19 protein-coding genes and 7 tRNA genes are annotated in these 22,460 nt (G+C 53.0%); 6 read left to right on the top strand and 20 right to left on the bottom strand.

Annotated features, from left to right (window positions below):
- Positions 1-16: 16 nt before the first annotated feature.
- The 4 genes from corC to miaB all read right to left on the bottom strand — a co-directional run bounded on the left by corC (position 17) and on the right by miaB (position 4,158).
- Entirely contained in the window at positions 17-895 is an 879-nt protein-coding gene (gene corC / locus OGV82_RS00465; protein WP_024130542.1) for a CNNM family magnesium/cobalt transport protein CorC, read from the bottom strand.
- Between the two features lie 84 nt (positions 896-979).
- Complete coding sequence (gene ybeY / locus OGV82_RS00460; protein ID WP_047458169.1) at positions 980-1,447, bottom strand: rRNA maturation RNase YbeY; 468 nt, start codon at positions 1,445-1,447, stop codon at positions 980-982.
- Positions 1,444-2,490 carry a PhoH family protein gene (locus OGV82_RS00455; RefSeq protein WP_012133334.1) on the bottom strand — a complete coding sequence of 349 codons (1,047 nt, stop codon included), beginning with the start codon at positions 2,488-2,490 and terminating at the stop codon, positions 1,444-1,446. Before OGV82_RS00455 ends, ybeY begins: the two co-directional genes overlap by 4 nt.
- Positions 2,491-2,733: 243 nt before the next feature.
- On the bottom strand, positions 2,734-4,158 hold the full coding sequence (gene miaB, locus OGV82_RS00450) for a tRNA (N6-isopentenyl adenosine(37)-C2)-methylthiotransferase MiaB (protein WP_024130541.1): 1,425 nt from the start codon (positions 4,156-4,158) through the stop codon (positions 2,734-2,736).
- A gap of 145 nt (positions 4,159-4,303) precedes the next feature.
- On the opposite strand from miaB, the gene ubiF reads away from it, so the two are divergent.
- Positions 4,304-5,479 (top strand): 3-demethoxyubiquinol 3-hydroxylase, encoded by a 1,176-nt coding sequence (gene ubiF, locus OGV82_RS00445; RefSeq protein ID WP_047458167.1) that lies wholly within the window; start codon positions 4,304-4,306, stop codon positions 5,477-5,479.
- A gap of 98 nt (positions 5,480-5,577) precedes the next feature.
- Here ubiF and OGV82_RS00440 read toward each other — a convergent pair.
- From OGV82_RS00440 to nagB, 12 genes are all read right to left on the bottom strand, one after another.
- A tRNA-Gln gene (locus tag OGV82_RS00440) sits at positions 5,578-5,652 on the bottom strand.
- A 43-nt stretch (positions 5,653-5,695) separates the two neighbouring features.
- A tRNA-Gln gene (locus OGV82_RS00435) sits at positions 5,696-5,770 on the bottom strand.
- Positions 5,771-5,776: 6 nt separating this feature from the next.
- Positions 5,777-5,853 (bottom strand) — tRNA-Met (locus OGV82_RS00430).
- 16 nt (positions 5,854-5,869) lie between these two features.
- Positions 5,870-5,944: transfer RNA gene (locus OGV82_RS00425), tRNA-Gln, on the bottom strand.
- 36 nt (positions 5,945-5,980) lie between these two features.
- Positions 5,981-6,055, bottom strand: a tRNA-Gln gene (locus OGV82_RS00420).
- A gap of 23 nt (positions 6,056-6,078) precedes the next feature.
- Positions 6,079-6,163 (bottom strand) — tRNA-Leu (locus OGV82_RS00415).
- An 8-nt stretch (positions 6,164-6,171) separates the two neighbouring features.
- A tRNA-Met gene (locus OGV82_RS00410) sits at positions 6,172-6,248 on the bottom strand.
- Between the two features lie 222 nt (positions 6,249-6,470).
- Entirely contained in the window at positions 6,471-8,135 is a 1,665-nt protein-coding gene (gene asnB / locus OGV82_RS00405; RefSeq protein WP_047458165.1) for an asparagine synthase B, read from the bottom strand.
- 279 nt (positions 8,136-8,414) lie between these two features.
- Positions 8,415-9,167, bottom strand: coding sequence for a ribonucleotide monophosphatase NagD (gene nagD, locus OGV82_RS00400; RefSeq protein WP_012133329.1), 753 nt, complete (start codon positions 9,165-9,167; stop codon positions 8,415-8,417).
- A gap of 46 nt (positions 9,168-9,213) precedes the next feature.
- The gene (gene nagC / locus OGV82_RS00395; protein WP_012133328.1) at positions 9,214-10,434 is read right to left on the bottom strand and encodes a DNA-binding transcriptional regulator NagC; all 1,221 of its coding nucleotides are present in this window, start codon (positions 10,432-10,434) and stop codon (positions 9,214-9,216) included.
- 8 nt (positions 10,435-10,442) lie between these two features.
- The gene (nagA, locus tag OGV82_RS00390) at positions 10,443-11,591 is read right to left on the bottom strand and encodes an N-acetylglucosamine-6-phosphate deacetylase (RefSeq protein WP_047458163.1); all 1,149 of its coding nucleotides are present in this window, start codon (positions 11,589-11,591) and stop codon (positions 10,443-10,445) included.
- Positions 11,592-11,649: 58 nt separating this feature from the next.
- On the bottom strand, positions 11,650-12,450 hold the full coding sequence (nagB, locus tag OGV82_RS00385; protein WP_012133326.1) for a glucosamine-6-phosphate deaminase: 801 nt from the start codon (positions 12,448-12,450) through the stop codon (positions 11,650-11,652).
- Positions 12,451-12,793: 343 nt separating this feature from the next.
- Between nagB and nagE the strand changes: the two genes are divergently transcribed.
- The 4 genes from nagE (at position 12,794) to chiQ (ending at position 18,975) form a co-directional block, all read left to right on the top strand.
- Positions 12,794-14,743, top strand: coding sequence for a PTS N-acetyl glucosamine transporter subunit IIABC (gene nagE / locus OGV82_RS00380; RefSeq protein ID WP_101743888.1), 1,950 nt, complete (start codon positions 12,794-12,796; stop codon positions 14,741-14,743).
- A 332-nt stretch (positions 14,744-15,075) separates the two neighbouring features.
- The gene (gene glnS / locus OGV82_RS00375) at positions 15,076-16,743 is read left to right on the top strand and encodes a glutamine--tRNA ligase (protein ID WP_047458159.1); all 1,668 of its coding nucleotides are present in this window, start codon (positions 15,076-15,078) and stop codon (positions 16,741-16,743) included.
- A 443-nt stretch (positions 16,744-17,186) separates the two neighbouring features.
- Positions 17,187-18,593 carry a chitoporin ChiP gene (gene chiP, locus OGV82_RS00370; RefSeq protein ID WP_012133319.1) on the top strand — a complete coding sequence of 469 codons (1,407 nt, stop codon included), beginning with the start codon at positions 17,187-17,189 and terminating at the stop codon, positions 18,591-18,593.
- Between the two features lie 49 nt (positions 18,594-18,642).
- On the top strand, positions 18,643-18,975 hold the full coding sequence (gene chiQ, locus OGV82_RS00365; protein WP_047458156.1) for a ChiQ/YbfN family lipoprotein: 333 nt from the start codon (positions 18,643-18,645) through the stop codon (positions 18,973-18,975).
- 123 nt (positions 18,976-19,098) lie between these two features.
- Here chiQ and fur read toward each other — a convergent pair whose 3' ends face one another.
- The 4 genes from fur to ybfF all read right to left on the bottom strand — a co-directional run bounded on the left by fur (position 19,099) and on the right by ybfF (position 21,711).
- Positions 19,099-19,545 carry a ferric iron uptake transcriptional regulator gene (gene fur, locus OGV82_RS00360; protein WP_007373881.1) on the bottom strand — a complete coding sequence of 149 codons (447 nt, stop codon included), beginning with the start codon at positions 19,543-19,545 and terminating at the stop codon, positions 19,099-19,101.
- Positions 19,546-19,834: 289 nt separating this feature from the next.
- The gene (gene fldA / locus OGV82_RS00355) at positions 19,835-20,365 is read right to left on the bottom strand and encodes a flavodoxin FldA (RefSeq protein WP_047458152.1); all 531 of its coding nucleotides are present in this window, start codon (positions 20,363-20,365) and stop codon (positions 19,835-19,837) included.
- 150 nt (positions 20,366-20,515) lie between these two features.
- Positions 20,516-20,809: a LexA regulated protein gene (gene ybfE, locus OGV82_RS00350; RefSeq protein WP_012133315.1), complete on the bottom strand. Its 294-nt coding sequence runs from the start codon at positions 20,807-20,809 to the stop codon at positions 20,516-20,518.
- A gap of 128 nt (positions 20,810-20,937) precedes the next feature.
- Positions 20,938-21,711, bottom strand: coding sequence for an esterase (ybfF, locus tag OGV82_RS00345; protein ID WP_047458149.1), 774 nt, complete (start codon positions 21,709-21,711; stop codon positions 20,938-20,940).
- Between the two features lie 197 nt (positions 21,712-21,908).
- Between ybfF and seqA the strand changes: the two genes are divergently transcribed.
- Positions 21,909-22,454, top strand: coding sequence for a replication initiation negative regulator SeqA (seqA, locus tag OGV82_RS00340; protein ID WP_047458147.1), 546 nt, complete (start codon positions 21,909-21,911; stop codon positions 22,452-22,454).
- The last annotated feature ends 6 nt before the right edge of the window (positions 22,455-22,460 follow it).

Below are 22,460 nucleotides of genomic sequence, written 5' to 3'. Positions count from 1 at the left end.
TAGTCCACTTTTGGTTTTATTCGTCCAGTTTAGGCTGGGGCGAGTCATCCGGTATTCTGACATGAACCTGAATAATACGACGGCTGTCGGCCATAGCGACTTTGAACTGGTAACCATCAATGTCAATGGTCTCACCGCGCGCAGGCAGATGACCGAACGCCTGCATCACCAGACCGCCAATGGTATCGACCTCTTCATCGCTGAAGCTGGTGCCGAAGGCTTCGTTGAAGTCTTCAATCGGTGCGAGAGCGCGAATGGTCCAGGTGTGGCGACTGAGCTGACGGAAGTCGATATCATCTTCTTCATCATACTCGTCTTCAATTTCACCCACGATCAGTTCGAGAATGTCTTCAATGGTCACCAGACCCGACACCCCGCCAAACTCGTCGATAACGATCGCCATATGGTAACGCTGGGAACGGAACTCTTTGAGCATGCGGTCAACGCGCTTACTCTCCGGGACAACAACGGCCTGGCGTAACACTTTTTCCATGCTGAAGGCTTCGGCATCGCTGCGCATAAACGGCAGCAGATCCTTCGCCATCAGAATCCCTTCAATGTGATCTTTGTCTTCGCTGATGACCGGGAAACGCGAGTGTGCTGACTCAATGATGACATCAAGGCACTCATCCAGCGTCTGGTTGCGTTTCAGGGTAATCATCTGGGAGCGGGGGATCATGATGTCGCGAACGCGCTGGTCCGCAATGTCCATCACCCCTTCGAGCATATCGCGCGTATCTTCATCGATAAGGTCGTTCTGCCCGGAATCACGGATCAGCGCCAGCAGTTCGTCACGGTTTTTGGGTTCACCGTGGAAAAGTTGGCTCAGTAACAGGGAAAAAAATCCCTTTTTGCTGTTTAACGTGTCACTACTGTGTGAATTGTCGTCGCTCATGGCGTCGTATGGGTTCTCATGTTGGTTAATAGGTCGCTCGTCATGCATATACTTAACGGCTGACGGCATGTTTGTTCATCGTACTTAGTCTTTCTCGGAAATGTACGGGTCCTCATAGCCCAGAGCAAGCATAATCTCTGTTTCGAGGGCTTCCATCTCTTCCGCTTCATCGTCTTCGATATGGTCGTAGCCCAGCAAATGCAGGCTGCCGTGCACGACCATATGCGCCCAGTGGGCCTCCAGCGGCTTATCTTGTTCTTTCGCTTCTTGCTCCACCACCTGGCGGCAGATGATCAGATCGCCCAGCAGCGGTATCTCCATACCTGGCGGCGCTTCAAACGGGAAAGAGAGCACGTTGGTTGGCTTATCTTTCCCGCGGTAGGTCAGGTTAAGATCGTGGCTTTCGGCTTCATCCACCAGGCGAATCGTCACTTCTGATTCTTCCTGAAACTGTGGGATCACCGCATTCAGCCACGTCTGAAACTGGCTCTCTTCCGGCAGGTCGGAATGGTCTTCACATGCCAGTTGTAAATCGAGGATCACCTGACTCATTTTTGTTCCTGCTCCTGCGCTTCACGCTTGCGTTCTGCCGCCAGCGCTGCCTTGCGTTTTTGCTCCGCTTCTTCCCAGGCTTCATAGGCGTTAACGATACGGGCAACCACCGGATGGCGCACCACGTCTTCGCTGTGGAAAAAGTTAAAGCTGATCTCTTCGACTTCCGCCAGCACTTCTATCGCATGGCGCAGGCCAGACTTCGTGTTGCGCGGCAGGTCAATCTGCGTGACGTCGCCGGTAATAACCGCTTTCGAATTAAAGCCGATACGCGTCAGGAACATCTTCATCTGTTCGATGGTGGTGTTCTGGCTCTCATCGAGAATAATAAAGGCGTCGTTCAGCGTACGACCGCGCATATAGGCCAGCGGCGCGACTTCAATGACGTTGCGCTCAATCAGCTTTTCTACTTTCTCGAAGCCGAGCATCTCAAACAGCGCGTCATACAGCGGGCGAAGATACGGGTCTACCTTCTGGCTCAGGTCGCCTGGCAGAAAGCCCAGTTTTTCCCCGGCTTCCACTGCCGGACGGGTTAGCAGAATACGACGAATTTCCTGACGCTCAAGAGCGTCCACGGCGGCGGCAACGGCGAGGTAGGTTTTCCCCGTACCGGCAGGGCCAACGCCGAAAGTAATGTCGTGATCAAGAATGTTGGCGATGTACTGCGCCTGATTCGGCGTGCGCGGCTTAATCACGCCACGCTTGGTTTTAATATTTATCGCCTTGCCATAGTCAGGAACGCTCTCCGCGCTTTGTTCCAGCACGCGCGCTTCTTTAATCGCAAGGTGGATTTGTTCCGGCTCGATGTCCTGAATCTGACCGCGCATCGGGGCGGTATCGACGTACAGGCTGCGCAGGATATCTACCGCGGCGGTGACGCAAATCGGGCGACCGGTCAGCTTAAAGTGATTGTCACGACGGTTGATCTCGATGCCGAGACGGCGTTCCAGTTGTTTGATGTTGTCGTCAAACGGGCCGCAAAGGCTCAACAGACGGGCGTTGTCTGCGGGCTCAAGGGTAATTTCGCGAGTGTCTATGTTCAAACTGTTCCTCTTATGCCTGAGTCGCCGGAAAATGAAAATTCACCGGCAGATAAGGAAATTATTCACGCCACAGGATAAAGGCGCAAGCATTGCAATGAAGATGGGGGCGTAGGGGGGAATTACAAGGCCTGTCTGTTATTTGCCGGATGGCGGCACAAGTGCCTTATCGGGCCTACGAACCATATTGTGCCGTAGGCCCGATAAGTGCAGCGCCATCGGGCATTTTTTCGCTTTTCAGCAGGATTAAGGCTGGTAAAAACCGACGCCAATCTCGTTTTCTTTACGGGTACGGGCAATGACTGACTCCGGCGTTTCAGCCACACGCAGCCCCATCTCATCTTCGGTGCGTACAACCTTGCCGCGCAGAGAGTTGGTGTAGACATCGGTGATTTCCACATCCACAAACTTACCGATCATCTCCGGGGTGCCTTCAAAGTTCACCACGCGGTTATTTTCGGTACGGCCTGACAGTTCCATAATGCTCTTACGCGAGGTGCCTTCCACCAGAATACGCTGGACGGTGCCGAGCATCCGACGGCTCCAGGCCATCGCCTGCTGGTTAATACGCTCCTGTAGAATATACAGACGCTGCTTTTTCTCTTCTTCCGGCACATCGTCAACCATATCGGCCGCCGGTGTTCCCGGACGCGCCGAGAAAATAAAGCTGTAGCTCATGTCGAAATTGACGTCGGCAATCAGCTTCATGGTCTGTTCGAAGTCCTGAGTCGTTTCGCCAGGGAAGCCAACGATGAAGTCCGAGCTGATTTGAATATCCGGGCGCGCCGCGCGCAGTTTACGGATGATCGCTTTGTACTCCAGCGCCGTGTGGGTACGCCCCATCAGATTCAGTACGCGATCCGCGCCGCTCTGTACCGGCAGATGCAGGAAGCTCACCAGTTCTGGCGTATCACGGTAAACTTCGATGATGTCATCGGTGAACTCGATCGGGTGGCTGGTGGTGAAGCGGATGCGATCAATCCCGTCGATGGCGGCAACCAGGCGCAGCAGGTCGGCAAAGGAGCCGGTGGTGCCGTCGTAGTTTTCACCGCGCCAGGCGTTAACGTTCTGACCGAGCAGGTTGACTTCACGCACGCCCTGAGCGGCAAGCTGGGCGATCTCAAACAGGATGTCGTCAGACGGACGGCTGACCTCTTCACCACGGGTATACGGCACCACACAGTACGTGCAGTATTTATTACACCCTTCCATGATGGAGACAAACGCGGTCGGGCCTTCCGCACGCGGTTCCGGCAGGCGGTCGAACTTCTCGATTTCCGGGAAGCTGATGTCCACCACCGGGCTGCGGTCGCCACGAACGGAGTTGATCATTTCCGGTAAGCGGTGCAGCGTTTGCGGGCCAAAAATAATATCGACATAGTGCGCACGCTGACGGATGTGGTCGCCTTCCTGGGAGGCCACGCAACCGCCGACGCCGATAATCAGATCCGGGTTCTTCTCTTTTAAGAGTTTCCAGCGGCCTAATTGATGGAAGACTTTTTCCTGAGCCTTCTCGCGGATTGAGCAGGTATTCAGCAGCAGCACATCCGCTTCTTCCGCGACCTCGGTCAGTTGATACCCGTGGGTAGCATCCAGCAGATCGGCCATCTTCGATGAATCGTACTCGTTCATCTGACAGCCCCAGGTTTTAATATGGAGTTTTTTGGTCATCGACTTGCTCTTGCGAAATAGTGGCTGAATTGCAGGGCGCATAGTGTAATGCTTTGGCGCGGTTGTGACCAGTATGACGCTTATCAGCCCTTAGAGGTAAAAAATCCTGTAAACTTGTCTTATCAACGTAACAGGATGAGTGACCATGACAAATCAACCAACGGAAATTGCCATTGTTGGCGGGGGGATGGTCGGTGGCGCGCTGGCGCTGGGACTGGCGCAGCATGGATTTACCGTCACGGTGATTGAACATGCTGAGCCTGCGCCGTTTGTGGCCGATAGCCAGCCTGATGTGCGTATTTCAGCGATCAGCGCGGCGTCGGTGTCGCTGCTTAAAGGCCTGGGCGTCTGGGATGCGGTGCAGGGGATGCGCAGCCATCCGTACCGTCGTCTGGAGACCTGGGAGTGGGAAAACGCCCATGTGGTGTTTGACGCCGCCGAGCTTAAGTTACCGCTGCTTGGCTATATGGTTGAGAATATCGTGCTGCAACAGGCGCTGTGGCAGGCGCTGGATGCGCACCCGAAAGTGACGCTACGCGTACCTGCTTCACTGATTGCGTTGCATCGCCACAATGATCGACATGAGCTGGAGCTGGCGGATGGCGAGCGTCTTACCGCAAAACTGGTGATCGGCGCTGACGGTGCGAACTCGCAGGTACGACAGCTGGCGGGGATTGGCATTCATGCCTGGCAGTATGCTCAGTCCTGTATGCTGATTACTGTACAGTGTGAGAGCGAGCCCGGTGACAGCACCTGGCAGCAATTTACGCCAGACGGTCCACGGGCCTTTTTACCGTTGTTCGACAACTGGGCATCGTTGGTGTGGTATGACTCACCGGCGCGTATTCGCCAGTTGCAGAACCTGAGTATGCCGCAGTTGCAGGCGGAAATTATGCAACATTTTCCGTCGCGTTTGGGGGCGGTCACACCGGTTGCGGCAGGCGCTTTTCCGCTGACGCGCCGCCATGCGTTGCAATACGTACAGCCTGGTCTGGCGCTGGTGGGGGATGCGGCGCATACCATTCATCCATTAGCCGGGCAGGGGGTAAACCTGGGGTATCGTGATGTGGATGCGCTGCTGGATGTGTTGATCAGCGCCCGCAGTCATGGCGAGGTCTGGGCCAGTCACCAGGTGCTGAAACGCTATCAGACGCGCCGCATGGCGGATAACTTCATTATGCAAAGCGGGATGGATCTGTTCTATGCCGGTTTCAGCAATAATCTTCAGCCGCTGCGCATTATGCGTAATGTTGGATTGATGGCGGCAGAGCGCGCAGGCGTGTTGAAACGTCAGGCCCTGAAATATGCGTTAGGGTTGTAGGATGTTCTGTGCCTGATAGCGTTGCGCTTATCAGGCCTACACCGCCCGGAGTGCCGGGCAGAAAAGCAAAAAGCTCGCCGAAGCGAGCTTTTTTAATGTGGCTGGGGTACGAGGATTCGAACCTCGGAATGCCGGAATCAGAATCCGGTGCCTTACCGCTTGGCGATACCCCAATGATTGGGTTTTTGCGTTCGTCATCCGAACGTCTTTCAAATTTGGCTGGGGTACGAGGATTCGAACCTCGGAATGCCGGAATCAGAATCCGGTGCCTTACCGCTTGGCGATACCCCAAGAATTTGGTGGCTACGACGGGATTCGAACCTGTGACCCCATCATTATGAGTGATGTGCTCTAACCAACTGAGCTACGTAGCCAGATTGTTTTCTTCGATGGCTGGGGTACCTGGATTCGAACCAGGGAATGCCGGTATCAAAAACCGGTGCCTTACCGCTTGGCGATACCCCAATGACCGTCGCGGCAATCCGCAAACTCGAAGAAATATGGCTGGGGTACCTGGATTCGAACCAGGGAATGCCGGTATCAAAAACCGGTGCCTTACCGCTTGGCGATACCCCATCCGTGCAACGCGTACTGGTGAATGGTGCGGGAGGCGAGACTTGAACTCGCACACCTTGCGGCGCCAGAACCTAAATCTGGTGCGTCTACCAATTTCGCCACTCCCGCAAAAAAGATGGTGGCTACGACGGGATTCGAACCTGTGACCCCATCATTATGAGTGATGTGCTCTAACCAACTGAGCTACGTAGCCATCTTTTTTCGCGTTACCTTATCGGCGTTGCGGGGCGCATTATGCGTATTGAGCCTTGAAGCGTCAACCTCTTTTTCATTGAAAATGGCCGGAATGTGACTGTTTGGTTAGGTTGCGAACAGCGTGACGCAATATTCGGCAATTATTGGTTATTAATCGTTTTTTGCGGTGAAAAAACGGCGTAAAAAAAGAGCCCCGCAGGACTCTTTTTAACACGATAACTTATTTATAAGCGGACTGGTGTACGCCGACGGCGCGGCCTGATGGATCGTCCATCGTTTTGAACGCCTCATCCCATTCGATGGCCTTCGCAGAAGAACAGGCGACGGACGGGCCGCCTGGCACACATTCTGCCGCGCTGGGTACCGGGAACAACTCTTCGAAGATTTCACGGTACAGGTACGCTTCTTTAGAAGATGGCGTGTTGTACGGGAAACGGAAGCGGGCGGTTTCCAGTTGCTGGTCGGAAATTTGCTCCGCCGCGACCTCTTTCAGCGTGTCGATCCAGCTGTAGCCGACGCCGTCAGAGAACTGCTCTTTTTGACGCCATGCCACGCTTGCGGGCAGGTAGGATTCAAAACATTCACGCAGGATATGTTTCTCCATTTTGCCGTTGCCGCACATTTTGTCTTCCGGGTTGATGCGCATCGCCACATCGAGGAATTTCTTATCCAGGAACGGGACGCGGGCTTCGACGCCCCAGGCAGACATCGCTTTGTTGGCGCGAGCGCAGTCAAACATATGCAACGCCTGTAGCTTACGCACGGTCTCTTCGTGCAGTTCTTTGGCGTTTGGCGCTTTATGGAAGTAGAGATAGCCGCCGAACACTTCATCGGAACCTTCACCGGACAGCACCATTTTGATTCCCATCGCTTTGATTTTACGCGACATTAAATACATCGGCGTCGAGGCGCGAATGGTGGTGACATCGTAAGTTTCGATGTGGTAAATCACGTCGCGAATCGCATCCAGACCTTCCTGCACGGTGAAGTGAATTTCGTGATGCACGGTGCCGAGATGGTTTGCCACTTCCTGCGCGGCTTTCAGGTCCGGGGAGCCTTCCAGACCGACAGCAAAGGAGTGCAACTGAGGCCACCAGGCTTCCGAACGTTCCTGATCTTCCACGCGGCGTGCGGCGAATTTCTTGGTGATGGCGGAAATAATGGAGGAGTCCAGGCCGCCCGAGAGCAATACGCCGTATGGCACGTCTGACATCAGGTGGCTTTTGACGGACTCTTCCAGCGCCTGGCGCAGCACGTTTTTGTCCGTTTCGTTGTCTTTTACCGCGTCGAACTCGAACCAGTCGCGCTGGTAATACTGACGAATCTCACCGTCTTTGCTCCACAGGTAGCTGCCTGCCGGGAACTCTTTAATCGTGCGGCAGACTGGCACCAGCGCCTTCATTTCAGAGGCGACATAAAAGTTGCCGTGCTCGTCATGACCCATATAAAGCGGGATGATCCCGATGTGGTCGCGACCAATCAGCCAGGCATCCTGTTCGCTGTCGTACAGCGCAAAGGCGAACATACCCTGTAGGTCGTCGAGAAATTCCACCCCTTTTTCCTGGTACAGCGCGAGGATCACTTCACAGTCAGACCCGGTCTGGAACTGATAGCGATCGCCATATTCCGCGCGTAATGCCTGGTGGTTATAAATTTCACCGTTAACGGCCAGCACATGTGTTTTCTTTTCGTTGTACAGCGGCTGCGCACCGGCGTTGACGTCGACAATAGACAGACGCTCGTGTGCCAGAATCGCGTTATCGCAGGCGTAAATACCGGACCAGTCAGGGCCGCGATGGCGCATCAAACGTGACAGCTCAAGGGCTTTTTTACGCAGCTCAACCGCGTCTGTTTTGATATCGAATACGCCAAAAATAGAACACATAACCTTCTCCATTAACCCGTTGCGTGGTGCTTTTTTGTGTTTGCTTGTTTATGAAAATGCCGCAAAGCCGCAGGGTTCGCAAGAGATTTGGCGTGATGAAAGCAAAAAATGCAATGGCAGTTGTTGAATGATGAAAAAAGATTACGTAATGAGCGTGTTTATTGATGAATCGATAATTTTATGGCGATTTTATTAAACGATGTTTTTTATCAGGCCTACGATTCGAACAGAACAATATTGTAGGCCTGATAAGCGCAGCGCCATCAGGCTGGGGGGCGTTTAGATAACGTCGATTTCGGCGACGGAAGGATAAATCCAGCTTGGTCTGAACGGCATGTCGTCGATATCGTTGAGCGTTGAGACGCCAGAGAGCACCAGAATGGTTTCCAGACCGGCCTGGAATCCCGCCAGAATATCGGTGCGCAGATTGTCGCCGACGATAACGGTCTCTTCCGAGTGCGCCTGCATTTTGTTTAACGCGGCGCGGATAATCCACGGGCTGGGTTTACCGACGTAAAAAGGCTTACGGCCAGAAATTTTTTCAATACCTGCACAGAGCGCGCCGCAGGCCGGATAGAAACCACGACCGTGGGTATCGGGGTTGGTGGCGATGAAACGGGCGCCGTTGGCGACGAAAAAGGCCGCTTTATGCATCATGTCCCAGTTATAGGAACGGGTCTCACCGACAATCACAAAATCGGGATTGACGTCGGTAATGGTAAAACCTGCTTTATACAATTCGTGAATTAGTGCGCCTTCACCGACCACATAGGCTTTCTTGCCTTCCTGACGACGCAGGAAATCGGCGGTGGCCATCGCGGAAGTATAAAAAACGCTGTCCGGTACGTTAACCCCTGCGGTAGCAAAGCGGTTCGCCAGATCCTGGCCGGTCTGCGAAGGGTAATTGGTCAGCAGCACCAGCGGCAGACCTTTTTCCATTACATCCGTCAGAAATTCTGCCGCACCGGGTACGGCAACATTGTCGTGCATCAGCACGCCGTCAATATCACAAATTACATTCTTGATGGTCATGAACTACCCAAAGGATTTAGTCATAATGCGCCACTATAAAAGCTCATTAATTTTCCAGCAAATGTTGCAACAAAATGCCGTTGAGCATGGCGCGTTTCACCAGCGCAAATGCGCCGATGGCGGAGCGGTGATCCAGCGTGGAACGGACAACCGGCAAATTTTTGCGAAACGCTTTCAGCGCCTGTGTGTTGATGCAGCTTTCGATCGCCGGCAGCAGCACTTTATCCGCTTCGGTAATTTCACCGGCAATCACGATTTTTTGCGGATTAAACAGGTTGATAGCGATAGCGATGGTTTTGCCCAGATGACGACCAACGTGTTCAATCACCTCTGCCGCTAAGCTGTCACCTTTATTAGCTGCCTTGCAGATGGTTTTAATCGTGCAGTCGTCCAGCGTAACGCGACTTTGGTAGCCCTGCTTGAGTAAGTGCTGTACGCGTTGTTCAATGGCCGCGTTGGCGGCGATGGTTTCCAGACAGCCAAAATTGCCGCAGTGACAGCGCTCGCCCAGCGGCTCGACCTGAATATGACCGATCTCCCCGACGTTGCCGTTGCGACCAATAAAAATGCGGCCATTTGAGATAATCCCGGCGCCAGTCCCCCGGTGTACGCGCACCAGAATGGAATCTTCGCAATCCTGGCTTGCACCGAAATAGTGCTCGGCCAGCGCCAGACTGCGGATATCGTGACCGACAAAACAGGTTACGTGAAAACGTTTTTCCAGCGCTTCAACTAATCCCCAGTTTTCAACCTGAATATGCGGCATATAGCGGATCACGCCGCTTTCGGGATCGACAAGACCCGGCAGGATCACGGAAATCGCGATTAACTCGCGAAGTTTACGCTGGTTACTGTCGACGAATGTGGTGATGGCATTGAGCAGGGCATGTTCCAGCGTCTCCTGAGTGCGCTCTGGCAATGGATAGTGCTCTTCAGCCAGCACTTTACTGCTCAGGTCAAACAGGGTAATGGTTGCGTCATGACGACCCAACCGCACGCCAATGGCATGGAAATTACGGGTTTCGGTAACGATGGAGATGGCGCGGCGGCCCCCGGTGGAGGCCTGCTGATCAACTTCTTTGATCAGCCCGCGTTCAATGAGTTGACGCGTAATTTTGGTTACGCTGGCGGGAGCAAGCTGGCTTTGCTCGGCAATCTGAATACGCGAGATTGGCCCGTGCTGGTCAATCAGGCGGTAAACGGCCGCGCTGTTAAGCTGTTTTACGAGATCAACATTACCTATTTGAGCTTGTCCGCCTGGTGTCATACTTTCTCTTACTCAGTAACGACCTCGTTACCATTAACGATGGTCTTGATGATTTTAAAGTCGTGGGTGAAGGCGGTCAGGTTCGCAACTTTACCCGGCGCGAGGCTGCCGAGCTGCTTATCGACGCCAATCGCGCGCGCAGGGTAGAGCGTTGCCATACGCAGCACTTCATCCAGCGCAATACCGCAATGTTCAACCAGATTACGCACGCCTTCGATCATGGTTAATGATGATCCGCTCAGCGTACCGTTCTCATCCACACACAGTCCATTACGGTAGTATATTGTTTTACCAGCAAAAATGAACTGTTCAATGTTTGCACCCGCCGGGGCGGTTGCATCGGTCACCAGGCAAAGTTTGTCACCTTTCAGACGTTTAGCGTTACGAATGTTGACGTAATCAACATGCAGACCATCCGCGATGATGCCGCAATAAATATCGGCATCGTCAAGAATGGCGCCCGCCAGACCCGGTTCACGGCCCGTAATATACGGCATCGCGTTGAACAGGTGGGTGGCAAAGGTGATCCCTGCGCGGAAACCGGCTTTCGCCTCTTTTAACGTCGCGTTGGAGTGACCGGCTGAAACCACAATGCCCGCCGCCGCCAGCTTAGCGATCACTTCTGCCGGCACCATTTCCGGCGCCAGCGTGACTTTGGTGATCACATCGGCATTATCGCACAGGAAGTCCACCAGCGCAGCGTCAGGTTGGCGGACAAAACTTGGATTATGGGTGCCTTTTTTGACCAGGTTCAGCCACGGACCTTCAAGATGAAGACCTAATGCCTGATTCGGGTATTTCGCCAGGTATTCACGCATGACGCGAATGCCCTGTTTCATCAGATCGTCGCTGGTGGTAATCAGCGTCGGCAGGTAGCTGGTGCAGCCTGATTTCTCATTGGCTTTCTGCATGATTTCCAGCGTTTCGACAGTCACCGCGTCAGCGGTATCGTTGAACTGGACGCCGCCGCAGCCGTTTAATTGCACATCAATAAAACCGGGGGAGAGAATGGCCCCATTCAACGCGCGTTGTTCTATCTCTGGCGGCAGTTCCGCCACTGGACAGATGCGATCAATCAGGCCATTGGCGACAACAATCGCATGGTCATCAAGAATTTCGTGACCGGTAAAAATCCGGCCCTGGGTTAAAGCATACATTCCGACCCCCGATTTCAAAAAATGCCGCCCTGCGTCTGCGTGCAGGGCGGAGATAACATTACAGACCTTTAATATTTTCGGCTTCTAACTCGTTGAAATATTTCAGCGTCTTAACTTTCAGTTCCATAGTGGAAGGTTCGTCGCACACCACGACCGCTTTCGGATGCAGTTGCAGACAGCTAATGGTCCACATGTGGTTGACGTTGCCTTCGACAGCCGCCTGTAGCGCCTGCGCTTTCTGATGGCCCAGCACCAGAATCATCACTTCTTCTGCGTCCAGCAGCGTACCCACGCCTACGGTCAGCGCATATTTCGGCACCTGGTTGACGTCGCCGTCAAAGAAGCGGGAGTTTGCCACGCGGGTGTCATGGGTCAGCGTTTTGATACGCGTACGGGAAGCCAGGGAAGAAGCCGGTTCGTTAAACGCGATATGACCGTCGTTGCCTACGCCGCCCATAAACAGGTGAATTTTACCGTAAGAACGGATTTTTTCTTCATAATTACGGCATTCCGCATCGATATCCGGCGCGTTACCGTTGAGCAGGTTAATATTTTCTGCTGGAATATCAACGTGATCGAAGAAATTGCGATGCATGAAGCTGTGGTAGCTTTCCGGGTGTTCTTTCGGAAGGCCAACATATTCGTCCATGTTGAACGTCACCACATGCTTAAAGCTGACCTGGCCCGCTTTGTGCATTTCGACTAATGCTTTATACGCCGTCAGCGGCGTGCCGCCGGTCGGCAGGCCCAGGACGAACGGGCGATCGGCGGTAGGTTTGAAGGCGTTAATACGGTTAACGATATGGCGAGCAGCCCATTTGCCGACCTGTTCAGCGGACGTCAGGGGGATCAGTCTCATTCTTCACCTCAAAAGTAAAAGTAATAAATTGGCGGATTGAGCATCTGTACGTTAGTAAGCGTAACCTGGATTCGTATGGACAGGCGCTAATCCGTGTTGATTTTTTGAATGATAAAATAAGTTTTCGCAGTTAGCCAGTATAAGGGAGGGTGAATAACGATATTTGGTGATTCAAATCACAAAAAACACGCGTTTAATTTGCGATACGAATTAATTTTTCACACACTCTGAGCGTAGATGAATAATTCATACCGTTGTTGCCAAACATCACGCTTTAACGATTTGTCGCACAATAAAAAAATGGCTTCCAGAAGCCTAATCGGGGTCTCGTAGGGGGAATAAGATGAATATTTTAGGTTTTTTCCAGCGACTGGGTAGGGCGTTACAGCTCCCTATCGCAGTGCTGCCAGTGGCGGCACTGTTGCTGCGATTCGGTCAACCAGATTTACTGAATGTCGCCTTTATCGCGCAGGCGGGCGGGGCGATCTTCGATAACCTCGCACTGATCTTCGCCATCGGTGTGGCATCCAGCTGGTCTAAGGACAGCGCGGGTGCAGCAGCGCTGGCGGGTGCGGTCGGGTACTTCGTCCTGACCAAAGCGATGGTGACGATTAACCCGGAAATCAACATGGGCGTCCTGGCGGGTATCATTACCGGTCTGGTGGGCGGCGCCGTTTATAACCGTTGGTCCGGTATCAAACTTCCTGATTTCCTGAGCTTCTTTGGCGGCAAACGTTTTGTGCCGATCGCCACGGGCTTCTTCTGTCTGGTGCTGGCGGCGATTTTCGGTTACGTCTGGCCTCCGGTTCAGCACGCTATTCATTCGGGCGGTGAATGGATCGTCGGCGCGGGCGCGCTGGGTTCCGGTATCTTCGGTTTCATCAACCGTCTGTTGATCCCGACAGGTCTGCATCAGGTGCTGAACACCATCGCCTGGTTCCAGATTGGCGAGTTCACTAACACGGCAGGTACGGTATTCCACGGCGACATCAACCGCTTCTACGCGGGTGACGGCACGGCGGGGATGTTCATGTCCGGCTTCTTCCCGATCATGATGTTCGGTCTGCCGGGTGCGGCGCTGGCGATGTACTTCGCTGCGCCGAAAGCGCGTCGTCCAATGGTTGGCGGTATGCTGCTGTCCGTTGCGATCACCGCGTTCCTGACCGGTGTTACTGAGCCGCTGGAATTCCTGTTCATGTTCCTGGCACCGTTGCTGTACCTCCTGCACGCAGTATTGACCGGTATCAGCCTGTTCATCGCGACGCTGCTGGGTATTCATGCGGGCTTCTCCTTCTCCGCAGGCGCAATTGACTACGTGTTGATGTATAGCCTGCCTGCGGCCAGCAAAAACGTCTGGATGCTGCTGGTGATGGGCGCGGTCTTCTTCGTCATCTACTTCCTGCTGTTCAGCGCGGTAATTCGCGTGTTCAACCTGAAAACGCCAGGTCGTGAAGATAAAGACGACGATATCGTGACTGACGAAGCGAACAGCAACACTGAAGAAGGTATGGCCCAACTGGCGACCAACTACATTGCTGCGGTTGGCGGTACGGATAACCTGAAAGCGATCGATGCCTGCATCACCCGTCTGCGCCTGACCGTTGCCGACGCGGCTCGCGTGAGCGATGCAATGTGTAAACGTCTTGGTGCGTCCGGCGTGGTGAAACTGAACAAACAGACCATCCAGGTTATCGTCGGCGCGAAAGCGGAATCTATCGGCGACGAAATGAAGAAAGTGGTGGCGCGTGGCCCGGTTGCGGCAGCGTCTGCTGACAGCGCGCCAGTGACTGCGGCGCCGGTGGCAAAACCGCAGGCGGTTCCTAATGCGGTGACCATCGCGACGCTGGTGTCTCCAGTCACGGGTGACGTGGTTGCGCTGGAACAGGTTCCTGACGAAGCGTTCGCCAGCAAAGCGGTTGGCGACGGCGTGGCGGTGAAACCAACGGATAAAACCGTTGTTTCCCCGGCGGCAGGCACCATTGTGAAAATCTTCAACACCAATCATGCGTTCTGCCTGGAAACTGAAAAAGGCGCGGAAATCGTTGTCCACATGGGGATCGATACCGTTGCGCTGAACGGTCAGGGCTTCAAACGCCTGGTGGAAGAGGGTGCCGAAGTGGTTGCCGGTCAGCCGATCCTGGAAATGGATCTGGAGTTCCTGAACGCCAATGCGCGCTCGATGATTAGCCCGGTGGTTTGCAGCAACATCGACGACTTCAGCGGTCTGGTGATTAAAGCTGAAGGTCAGGTGGTTGCGGGTCAAACGCCACTGTATGAGATTAAAGGCAAATAATCGCTCCTGAGTAGAGTTTGTGCCTGAGCGGCGGGGGGAAACCTCCGCCGCTTTTTTTTTGCCGCCTGTAGGCCGGATAAGGTATAGCTGCTATCCGGCAAATGCGCCTGATGGCGCTGTGCTTATCAGGCCTACGGTTCGACACAGTTGTAGCAGTTTGTAGGCCGGATAAGGCGTAGCCGTCATCCGGCAAAGCGCCGTCGCTTTTTTTTACAGCAATCAGCCCCCATATTTTCTTCAAAGCCACTTTTTAAGTAACTAAAGGTTGTCAGTCTGTCCGGCTTATAAGATCATATGCCGTTATACGTTGTTTACGCTTTGAGGAATCCACGATGAGTGAGGCTGAAGCCCGCCCGACTAACTTTATTCGTCAGATCATCGATGAAGATCTGGCCAGTGGTAAGCACACCACAATCCACACCCGTTTTCCGCCGGAGCCGAATGGCTATCTGCACATCGGCCACGCGAAATCCATCTGTCTGAACTTTGGCATCGCGCAAGATTATCAGGGCCTGTGCAACCTGCGTTTCGATGATACCAACCCGGTAAAAGAAGATATCGAGTACGTTGATTCGATCAAAAACGACGTCGAGTGGTTAGGTTTTCACTGGGCTGGCAACGTTTGCTACTCCTCAGATTACTTCGATCAACTGCATGCGTATGCGGTTGAGCTGATCACCAAAGGTCTGGCGTACGTCGATGAGCTGACGCCGGATCAGATCCGCGAATATCGCGGTACGCTGAAAGAGCCGGGTAAAAACAGCCCGTTCCGCGATCGCAGCGTGGAAGAGAACCTGGCGCTGTTTGAAAAAATGCGTACCGGTGGTTTTGAAGAAGGTAAAGCGTGCCTGCGCGCCAAAATTGATATGGCGTCGCCGTTTATCGTGATGCGCGATCCGGTGCTGTACCGCATTAAATTTGCCGAACACCACCAGACCGGCAACAAGTGGTGCATCTACCCGATGTACGACTTTACCCACTGCATCAGCGATGCGCTGGAAGGCATTACGCACTCTCTGTGTACGCTGGAATTCCAGGACAACCGTCGTCTGTACGACTGGGTGCTGGACAACATCACCATCCCGGTTCACCCGCGTCAGTACGAATTCTCGCGCCTGAATCTGGAATACACCGTGATGTCCAAGCGTAAGCTGAACCTGCTGGTGACGGACAAACACGTTGAAGGCTGGGACGATCCGCGTATGCCGACCATTTCTGGCCTGCGTCGTCGTGGCTATACCGCGGCCTCCATCCGTGAATTCTGCAAACGCATCGGCGTTACCAAGCAGGACAACACCATTGAGATGGCGTCGCTGGAGTCCTGCATTCGTGAAGATCTGAACGAAAACGCACCGCGCGCGATGGCGGTTATCGATCCGGTGAAACTGGTTATCGAAAACTACCCGCAGGGCGAAAGCGAAATGGTCACCATGCCGAACCATCCGAACAAACCGGAAATGGGCAGCCGTGAAGTACCGTTTAGCGGTGAAATCTGGATCGATCGTGCCGACTTCCGCGAAGAAGCGAACAAGCAGTACAAGCGTCTGGTGATGGGGAAAGAAGTGCGTCTGCGTAACGCCTATGTGGTGAAAGCTGAGCGCGTGGAGAAGGATGTGGAAGGCAATATCACCACCATCTTCTGTACCTATGATGCGGACACCCTGAGCAAAGATCCGGCTGATGGCCGTAAAGTGAAGGGCGTCATTCACTGGGTAAGCGCGGCACACGCGCTGCCGGTTGAAATTCGTCAGTACGATCGTCTGTTCAGCGTGCCGAACCCGGGCGCCGCAGAGGACTTCCTGTCCGTGATCAACCCTGAATCGCTGGTGATTAAGCAGGGTTACGCGGAACCGTCGTTGCAGAACGCCGTAGCGGGTAAAGCGTATCAGTTTGAGCGTGAAGGCTACTTCTGCCTGGACAGCCGCTACACAACGGCGGATAAACGTGTGTTTAACCGTACCGTAGGTCTGCGCGATACGTGGGCTAAAGCGGGCGAGTAAAGCTACCGCATCACATCACCTTCCAACGCCGCATTTTGCGGCGTTTTTTTATCCTTTCCATTTTGTCATCCCGCTCTCTGTTTGCAGAGCGAATTAATGCCGTCGGGAAAATAATTTCGCAACAAAATAGTTTTGGCGTAGTGAATTTATGGAATGAATATCATTTCATGTGAAACCGATTTCATGTGCATGGAAAACAAGACAATTTTAACTTTTGTTCATCTTTTTTAGCGCCTGATGAAAATGTAACAGAAAGCAATGAAATATGTGCGGTTGCTCATACTCTTACATTCTCGTTACAGAAAGAGATTGATAATTCGCGTCGCGAAAAATAGTCTATTCACTGTAGTCTGCGAGGTTTTTCTCAACGCTACTTTTACATTTTTATTTTTCGCTGTCCGCTTTTGTTCGGCAGCATTTTATACGTCAAAGAGGATTAACACATGCGTACGTTTAGTGGCAAACGTAGTACGCTGGCGCTGGCTATCGCCGGTATCACAGCAATGTCAGGTTTGGTCGTCGTTCCACAGGCTCAGGCCGAAGGCTTTATTGACGATTCCACGTTAACAGGCGGCATCTATTACTGGCAGCGTGAGCGTGACCGTAAAGATGTCACCGACGATGACAAATATAAAACCAACCTTTCACACGCGACCTGGAACGCCAACCTGGATTTCCAGTCTGGTTATGCGGCTGATATGTTCGGTCTGGATATCGCGGCATTTACCGCGATAGAAATGGCGGAAAACGGCGACAGCGGACACCCCAACGAAATCGCCTTCTCGAAAAAGAATAAAGGTTATGATGAGGATTATTCTGGCGATAAGAGCGGGATCAGCCTTTATAAAGCCGCGGCAAAATTTAAGTACGGGCCAACCTGGGCGCGTGCGGGGTATATCCAGCCGACCGGTCAGACGCTGTTAGCGCCGCACTGGAGCTTTATGCCGGGTACTTATCAGGGCGCGGAAGCCGGAGCGAATTTTGACTACGGTGATGCGGGCGCGCTGAGTTTCTCCTATATGTGGGCCAACCAATATAAAGCGCCGTGGCACACCGATGTTGATAAATTCTATCAGGCCGATAAAAAGACCAAAGTGGATTACCTCCACTCTATCGGCGCTAAATACGATTTCAAAAATGACCTCGTGCTGGAAGCGGCATTTGGTCAGTCAGAAGGGTATGTCGACCAGTATTTTGCCAAAGCCAGCTACAAATTTGATTTGGGCGGTAACCCGTTCACCACCAGCTATCAGTTCTATGGTGCGCGCGACAAAGTTGATGATCGCAGCGTAAACGATATTTATGACGGCACCGCCTGGTTGCAGGCGCTGACTTTCGGTTACAAAGTGGCCGAAGTCGTCGATTTGCGCCTGGAAGGGACCTGGGTTAAGGCGGACGGTCAACAAGGTTACTTCCTGCAACGTATGACGCCAACTTACGCATCCTCAAACGGTCGTCTGGATATCTGGTGGGATAACCGCTCAGACTTTAACGCCAACGGCGAAAAAGCCGTCTTCTTCGGTGCGATGTACGATCTGAAAAACTGGAACCTACCGGGCTGGGCAGTGGGGGCGTCATACGTTTACGCCTGGGACGCGAAGCCATCAACCTGGCAGATTACCCCGGATGCGTACTATGACAAAAACCGTACCATTGAAGAGTCTTCTTACAGCCTTGATGCGGTCTACACCCTACAGGAAGGCCGTGCCAAAGGCACCATGTTTAAACTGCACTTCACGGAATATGACAACCACTCCAACATCCCAAGCTGGGGCGGCGGTTACGGCAACATCTTCCAGGATGAACGTGACGTGAAGTTCATGGTTATCGCTCCGTTCACTATTTTCTGATGCCTGTTGCGGCAGGCGATTTGTCTGCCGCAACGTTGAGGACACTGATATGAAAAAACTGTTACTCATCGCCATGATGGCATCGGGACTGGTGGCCTGCGCGCAGCCAACCGCGCCCAAAGAAGACAGTCAGTTAAAAGAGGCATACAGCGCCTGCATCAATACGGCGCAAGGTTCGCCAGAGAAAATTGAAGCCTGTCAGAGCGTACTGAACGTGCTGAAGAAAGATGACCAGCACAAGCAGTTTGCTACAGAAGAGAGCGTGCGCGTGCTGGATTATCAGCAGTGCATTCAGGCTACGCGTACGGGGAACGATCAGGCGGTGACCGCCGATTGCGATAAAATCTGGCAGGAAATTCGCAGTAAAAATAGCGCCAAATAAAAGCAGGGCGGGTTAATGGCGGGCGGAGAGAACTCTCCGCCCGTTTGCGTTTTTTAAGACTGCTACCGGCTCGGAGGCATAAAAAAAGCCAACCGGTCGGTTGGCTTTTTAGCAGGGTTCACATTACTTCGCGTCGTGCGCGTGCTCGTCTTCCCGGCAATCGCCTTCAGCGCAGTGGCCGTAGAGATAGAGGCTGTGGTTCGTCAAACGAATGCCATGCTTAGCCGCAATCTCACGCTGGCGCGCTTCGATGGAATCATCACTGAATTCGATCACTTTGCCACAATCGAGGCAAATAAGGTGATCGTGATGATGCTGTTGGGTCAGCTCAAAAACGGATTTACCGCCTTCAAAATTGTGGCGGGTTACGATACCGGCGTCATCAAACTGGTTCAGCACGCGGTACACGGTCGCCAGCCCAATCTCTTCACCCATGTCGATCAGACGTTTATATAAATCTTCCGCACTGACGTGATGGTTATCCGGTTCCTGAAGAACTTCCAGAATTTTTAAACGAGGAAGCGTTACTTTCAGGCCAGCCTTCTTTAATGCGGTATTGTTGTCAGTCATGCGGAATCTGTCCTGTTGCTAAACGATTCACTTCCAACAAAGAAGTGACAGAAATTGCACTTGAGATAATGCGTTTCATTATAGAACTGCCACGCCTAAATGAAAACTGCAAGCCTCCGGCAAATATTGTTAATAAAAACGAGGTATCGCCAACAAACACACTGTGCAATACCAGAATAACACCCGGACATTGTACAGGGTCAGGCAAGAAAGTTACAAATTTGTAGCAATTATTTTAATTGGTTTTATCTATTGATGCGACGCAGATGCTTTTCTGCGCCGCACAAAATCAGGCGTTAATGATTTCGTCGAGGTGCAGTTCGCCGGAAATCTGTTTAACCCATTTTTCAACGCGCTCTGCGGTCAGTTCAGGCTGACGGTCTTCGTCGATAGCCAGACCAACAAAGTGATCGTCGTCAGCCAGACCTTTGGACGCTTCAAAATGGTAGCCCGCCGTTGGCCAGTGGCCGACGATGGTCGCGCCGCGCGGCTCAATGATGTCGCGGATGGTGCCTAACGCGTCGCAGAAATATTCTGCGTAATCTTCCTGGTCGCCGCAGCCGAACAGCGCCACCAGTTTACCGTTAAAATCAATCTCTTCGAGAGTCGGGAAGAAGTCATCCCAGTCACATTGCGCTTCACCGTAGTACCAGGTCGGGATGCCCAGCAGCAGGATGTCGTACCCTTCCAGGTCCTCTTTGCTGCTTTTCGCAATGTCATGCACATCGGCAACGTCTTTACCAAGCTGTTTTTGAATCATTTTTGCGATATTTTCGGTATTACCGGTGTCGCTGCCGAAAAAGATGCCAGTGATTGCCATGAGTAAAATAACCTCTTGAAACTTATTGAAATGGTGGTGGCGTATTGCCCGCAGATAAGGGCAATCATAGCAGAACAGTCAGGCATGCGGAAACAGCAATCACGCGGGACTGCACTCTGTGCTACATGATTTATGATATTGAGCAGTTTTTCAGACTACGCCCTGGCCGCGCAGCGCTGCCAGTTGAGTCATCAGCATCTCTTCGATGAGTTCGCTACGGCTCATATTGCGGGATTCGGCCAGCTCGTTCAGCGCATCGACAGCCTCAGCGTTGAGTTTCAGTTCGACACGCTTAAGGCCACGTACTTTGTCGCGTTTTAGCTGGTTACGCTTATTAATGCGCAGCTGTTCATCACGCGAAAGCGGATTGGTTTTGGGTCGTCCCGGGCGACGCTCGTGTGCGAACAGATCTAATGTCGTACGGTCCGTTTGTTCTTTGGCCATGATTTTGGTGACTTCGGGGAAACAATCAGCCAGGCGTCTGCCCGGATGGATAGCGCGCCATCATACATCAGCAAGGCAGACACGCCAACGCCCGCGGACGTAATCGCGCGCGGACGCTGAGTTTTTAATCAGTTGGCCTTATCTGCCAGATAGCGACGAATGGCGCGCAGCACCGCATCAGGTTTTTCCGCGTGAACCCAGTGGCCCGCTCCGGCGATGACGTGCGCTCGCGCCTGAGGGAACTGCGCCAGCAGATCGTGACGATATGCTTCGGTCACATAAGGCGAGTTGCCGCCGGGGATAAACAACGCCGGGCGATCCCAGGCTGGAATGGTCTCCCAGCCCACAATATGTGGATACTGTTCCCACAACACCGGTACGTTAAAGCGCCATTCGCCGTCGATAAACGATTTCAGCAGAAACTGGATGACGCCTTCTTCTTGCAGATGTTGATGCATAACGGTGGCGGCCTGTTGACGGGTTTCGGCGCCCGCGTCGGTGACGGCATTGATGGCGGCGAAGATTTCATCGTGGCGGCGAACGTGGTAATCGACCGGCGCGATGTCTATCGCGACCAACTGGTCAATACGCTCCGGCGCCAGCGCGGTGAGCGCCATTACCGCTTTACCGCCCATGGAGTGGCCGATAAAGGTGGCTTTCTCAATGCCTTCGGCATCAATGGTATCCAGTAAGTCTTGCGCCATTGCCGGGTAGTCCATCACCGGATCGCGAGGGGAGAGACCGTGGTTGCGCATATCAACCTGAATGATATCGTGATCGGTCACCAGGTCGCGCGCCAGCACGCCGAGGTTGTCCAGGCTGCCAAACAAACCGTGAACGAGGACGATGGGAGAATTATTGTGCAGGTTTTGTGCAGTTTGCGCTCGGATATTCAATTTCATGGCAAAGTTCTTTTTTTCGCTCTGTCGGGTTAGGGTATTATGTTGACTATTCTGCCACAGGGCTGCAACAACTACGGTTTACTCCGAGTTTTTCCGTCAGCCAGGTTTGACGCTATCCGCTGTTGGAATTTGCCTTTACACTACGTGCAGGTAATCCCAACGACTTGTATTCAGATAAGACACCGCACTGGATTAAGATGAAAACGATTGAAGTTGATGATGAACTCTATAGCTATATTGCCAGCCACACCAAGCATATTGGCGAGAGCGCATCCGACATTTTACGGCGCATGTTGAAGTTTTCCGCCGTATCACAGCCTGTCACTCCGGCGGCGAAAGAGGTTCGCGTCGCGCAACCTGCTATCGTGGAAGCGAAGCCCGTCAACCCCGTAAAAGATAAAGTCCGCGCCATGCGTGAACTGCTGCTTTCCGACGAGTACGCGGAGCAGAAGAAAGCGGTAAACCGCTTCATGCTGGTGCTGTCTACACTCTACTCACTGGATAATCGCGCGTTTGCCGAAGCAACGGAGTCGTTGCATGGCCGTACGCGCGTCTATTTTGCGGCTGATGAACAAACGCTGCTGAAAAATGGTAATCAAACCAAACCGAAACATGTGCCCGGCACGCCGTATTGGGTGATTACCAACACCAACACCGGCCGTAAATGCAGCATGGTTGAACACATCATGCAGTCAATGCAATTCCCGGCGGAATTGATTGAGAAGGTTTGCGGAACAATTTAATCCTTG

Origin of the sequence: Citrobacter sp. CK191 (assembly GCF_030333435.1) — a bacterium.
Taxonomy (GTDB): domain Bacteria; phylum Pseudomonadota; class Gammaproteobacteria; order Enterobacterales; family Enterobacteriaceae; genus Citrobacter_B; species Citrobacter_B koseri.
The sequence above is the reverse complement of the archived record's forward strand: the minus strand, read 5'-3'. Positions and strand labels throughout refer to the sequence as shown.

What these genes read in the sequence shown, in the direction of transcription:
- corC (WP_024130542.1), bottom strand. Translation starts at nt 895, where the DNA reads ATGAGCGACGACAATTCACACAGTAGTGACACGTTAAACAGCAAAAAG.
- ybeY (WP_047458169.1), bottom strand. Translation starts at nt 1,447, where the DNA reads ATGAGTCAGGTGATCCTCGATTTACAACTGGCATGTGAAGACCATTCC.
- miaB (WP_024130541.1), bottom strand. Translation starts at nt 4,158, where the DNA reads ATGACCAAAAAACTCCATATTAAAACCTGGGGCTGTCAGATGAACGAG.
- ubiF (WP_047458167.1), top strand. Translation starts at nt 4,304, where the DNA reads ATGACAAATCAACCAACGGAAATTGCCATTGTTGGCGGGGGGATGGTC.
- asnB (WP_047458165.1), bottom strand. Translation starts at nt 8,135, where the DNA reads ATGTGTTCTATTTTTGGCGTATTCGATATCAAAACAGACGCGGTTGAG.
- nagD (WP_012133329.1), bottom strand. Translation starts at nt 9,167, where the DNA reads ATGACCATCAAGAATGTAATTTGTGATATTGACGGCGTGCTGATGCAC.
- nagC (WP_012133328.1), bottom strand. Translation starts at nt 10,434, where the DNA reads ATGACACCAGGCGGACAAGCTCAAATAGGTAATGTTGATCTCGTAAAA.
- nagA (WP_047458163.1), bottom strand. Translation starts at nt 11,591, where the DNA reads ATGTATGCTTTAACCCAGGGCCGGATTTTTACCGGTCACGAAATTCTT.
- nagB (WP_012133326.1), bottom strand. Translation starts at nt 12,450, where the DNA reads ATGAGACTGATCCCCCTGACGTCCGCTGAACAGGTCGGCAAATGGGCT.
- nagE (WP_101743888.1), top strand. Translation starts at nt 12,794, where the DNA reads ATGAATATTTTAGGTTTTTTCCAGCGACTGGGTAGGGCGTTACAGCTC.
- glnS (WP_047458159.1), top strand. Translation starts at nt 15,076, where the DNA reads ATGAGTGAGGCTGAAGCCCGCCCGACTAACTTTATTCGTCAGATCATC.
- chiP (WP_012133319.1), top strand. Translation starts at nt 17,187, where the DNA reads ATGCGTACGTTTAGTGGCAAACGTAGTACGCTGGCGCTGGCTATCGCC.
- chiQ (WP_047458156.1), top strand. Translation starts at nt 18,643, where the DNA reads ATGAAAAAACTGTTACTCATCGCCATGATGGCATCGGGACTGGTGGCC.
- fur (WP_007373881.1), bottom strand. Translation starts at nt 19,545, where the DNA reads ATGACTGACAACAATACCGCATTAAAGAAGGCTGGCCTGAAAGTAACG.
- fldA (WP_047458152.1), bottom strand. Translation starts at nt 20,365, where the DNA reads ATGGCAATCACTGGCATCTTTTTCGGCAGCGACACCGGTAATACCGAA.
- ybfE (WP_012133315.1), bottom strand. Translation starts at nt 20,809, where the DNA reads ATGGCCAAAGAACAAACGGACCGTACGACATTAGATCTGTTCGCACAC.
- ybfF (WP_047458149.1), bottom strand. Translation starts at nt 21,711, where the DNA reads ATGAAATTGAATATCCGAGCGCAAACTGCACAAAACCTGCACAATAAT.
- seqA (WP_047458147.1), top strand. Translation starts at nt 21,909, where the DNA reads ATGAAAACGATTGAAGTTGATGATGAACTCTATAGCTATATTGCCAGC.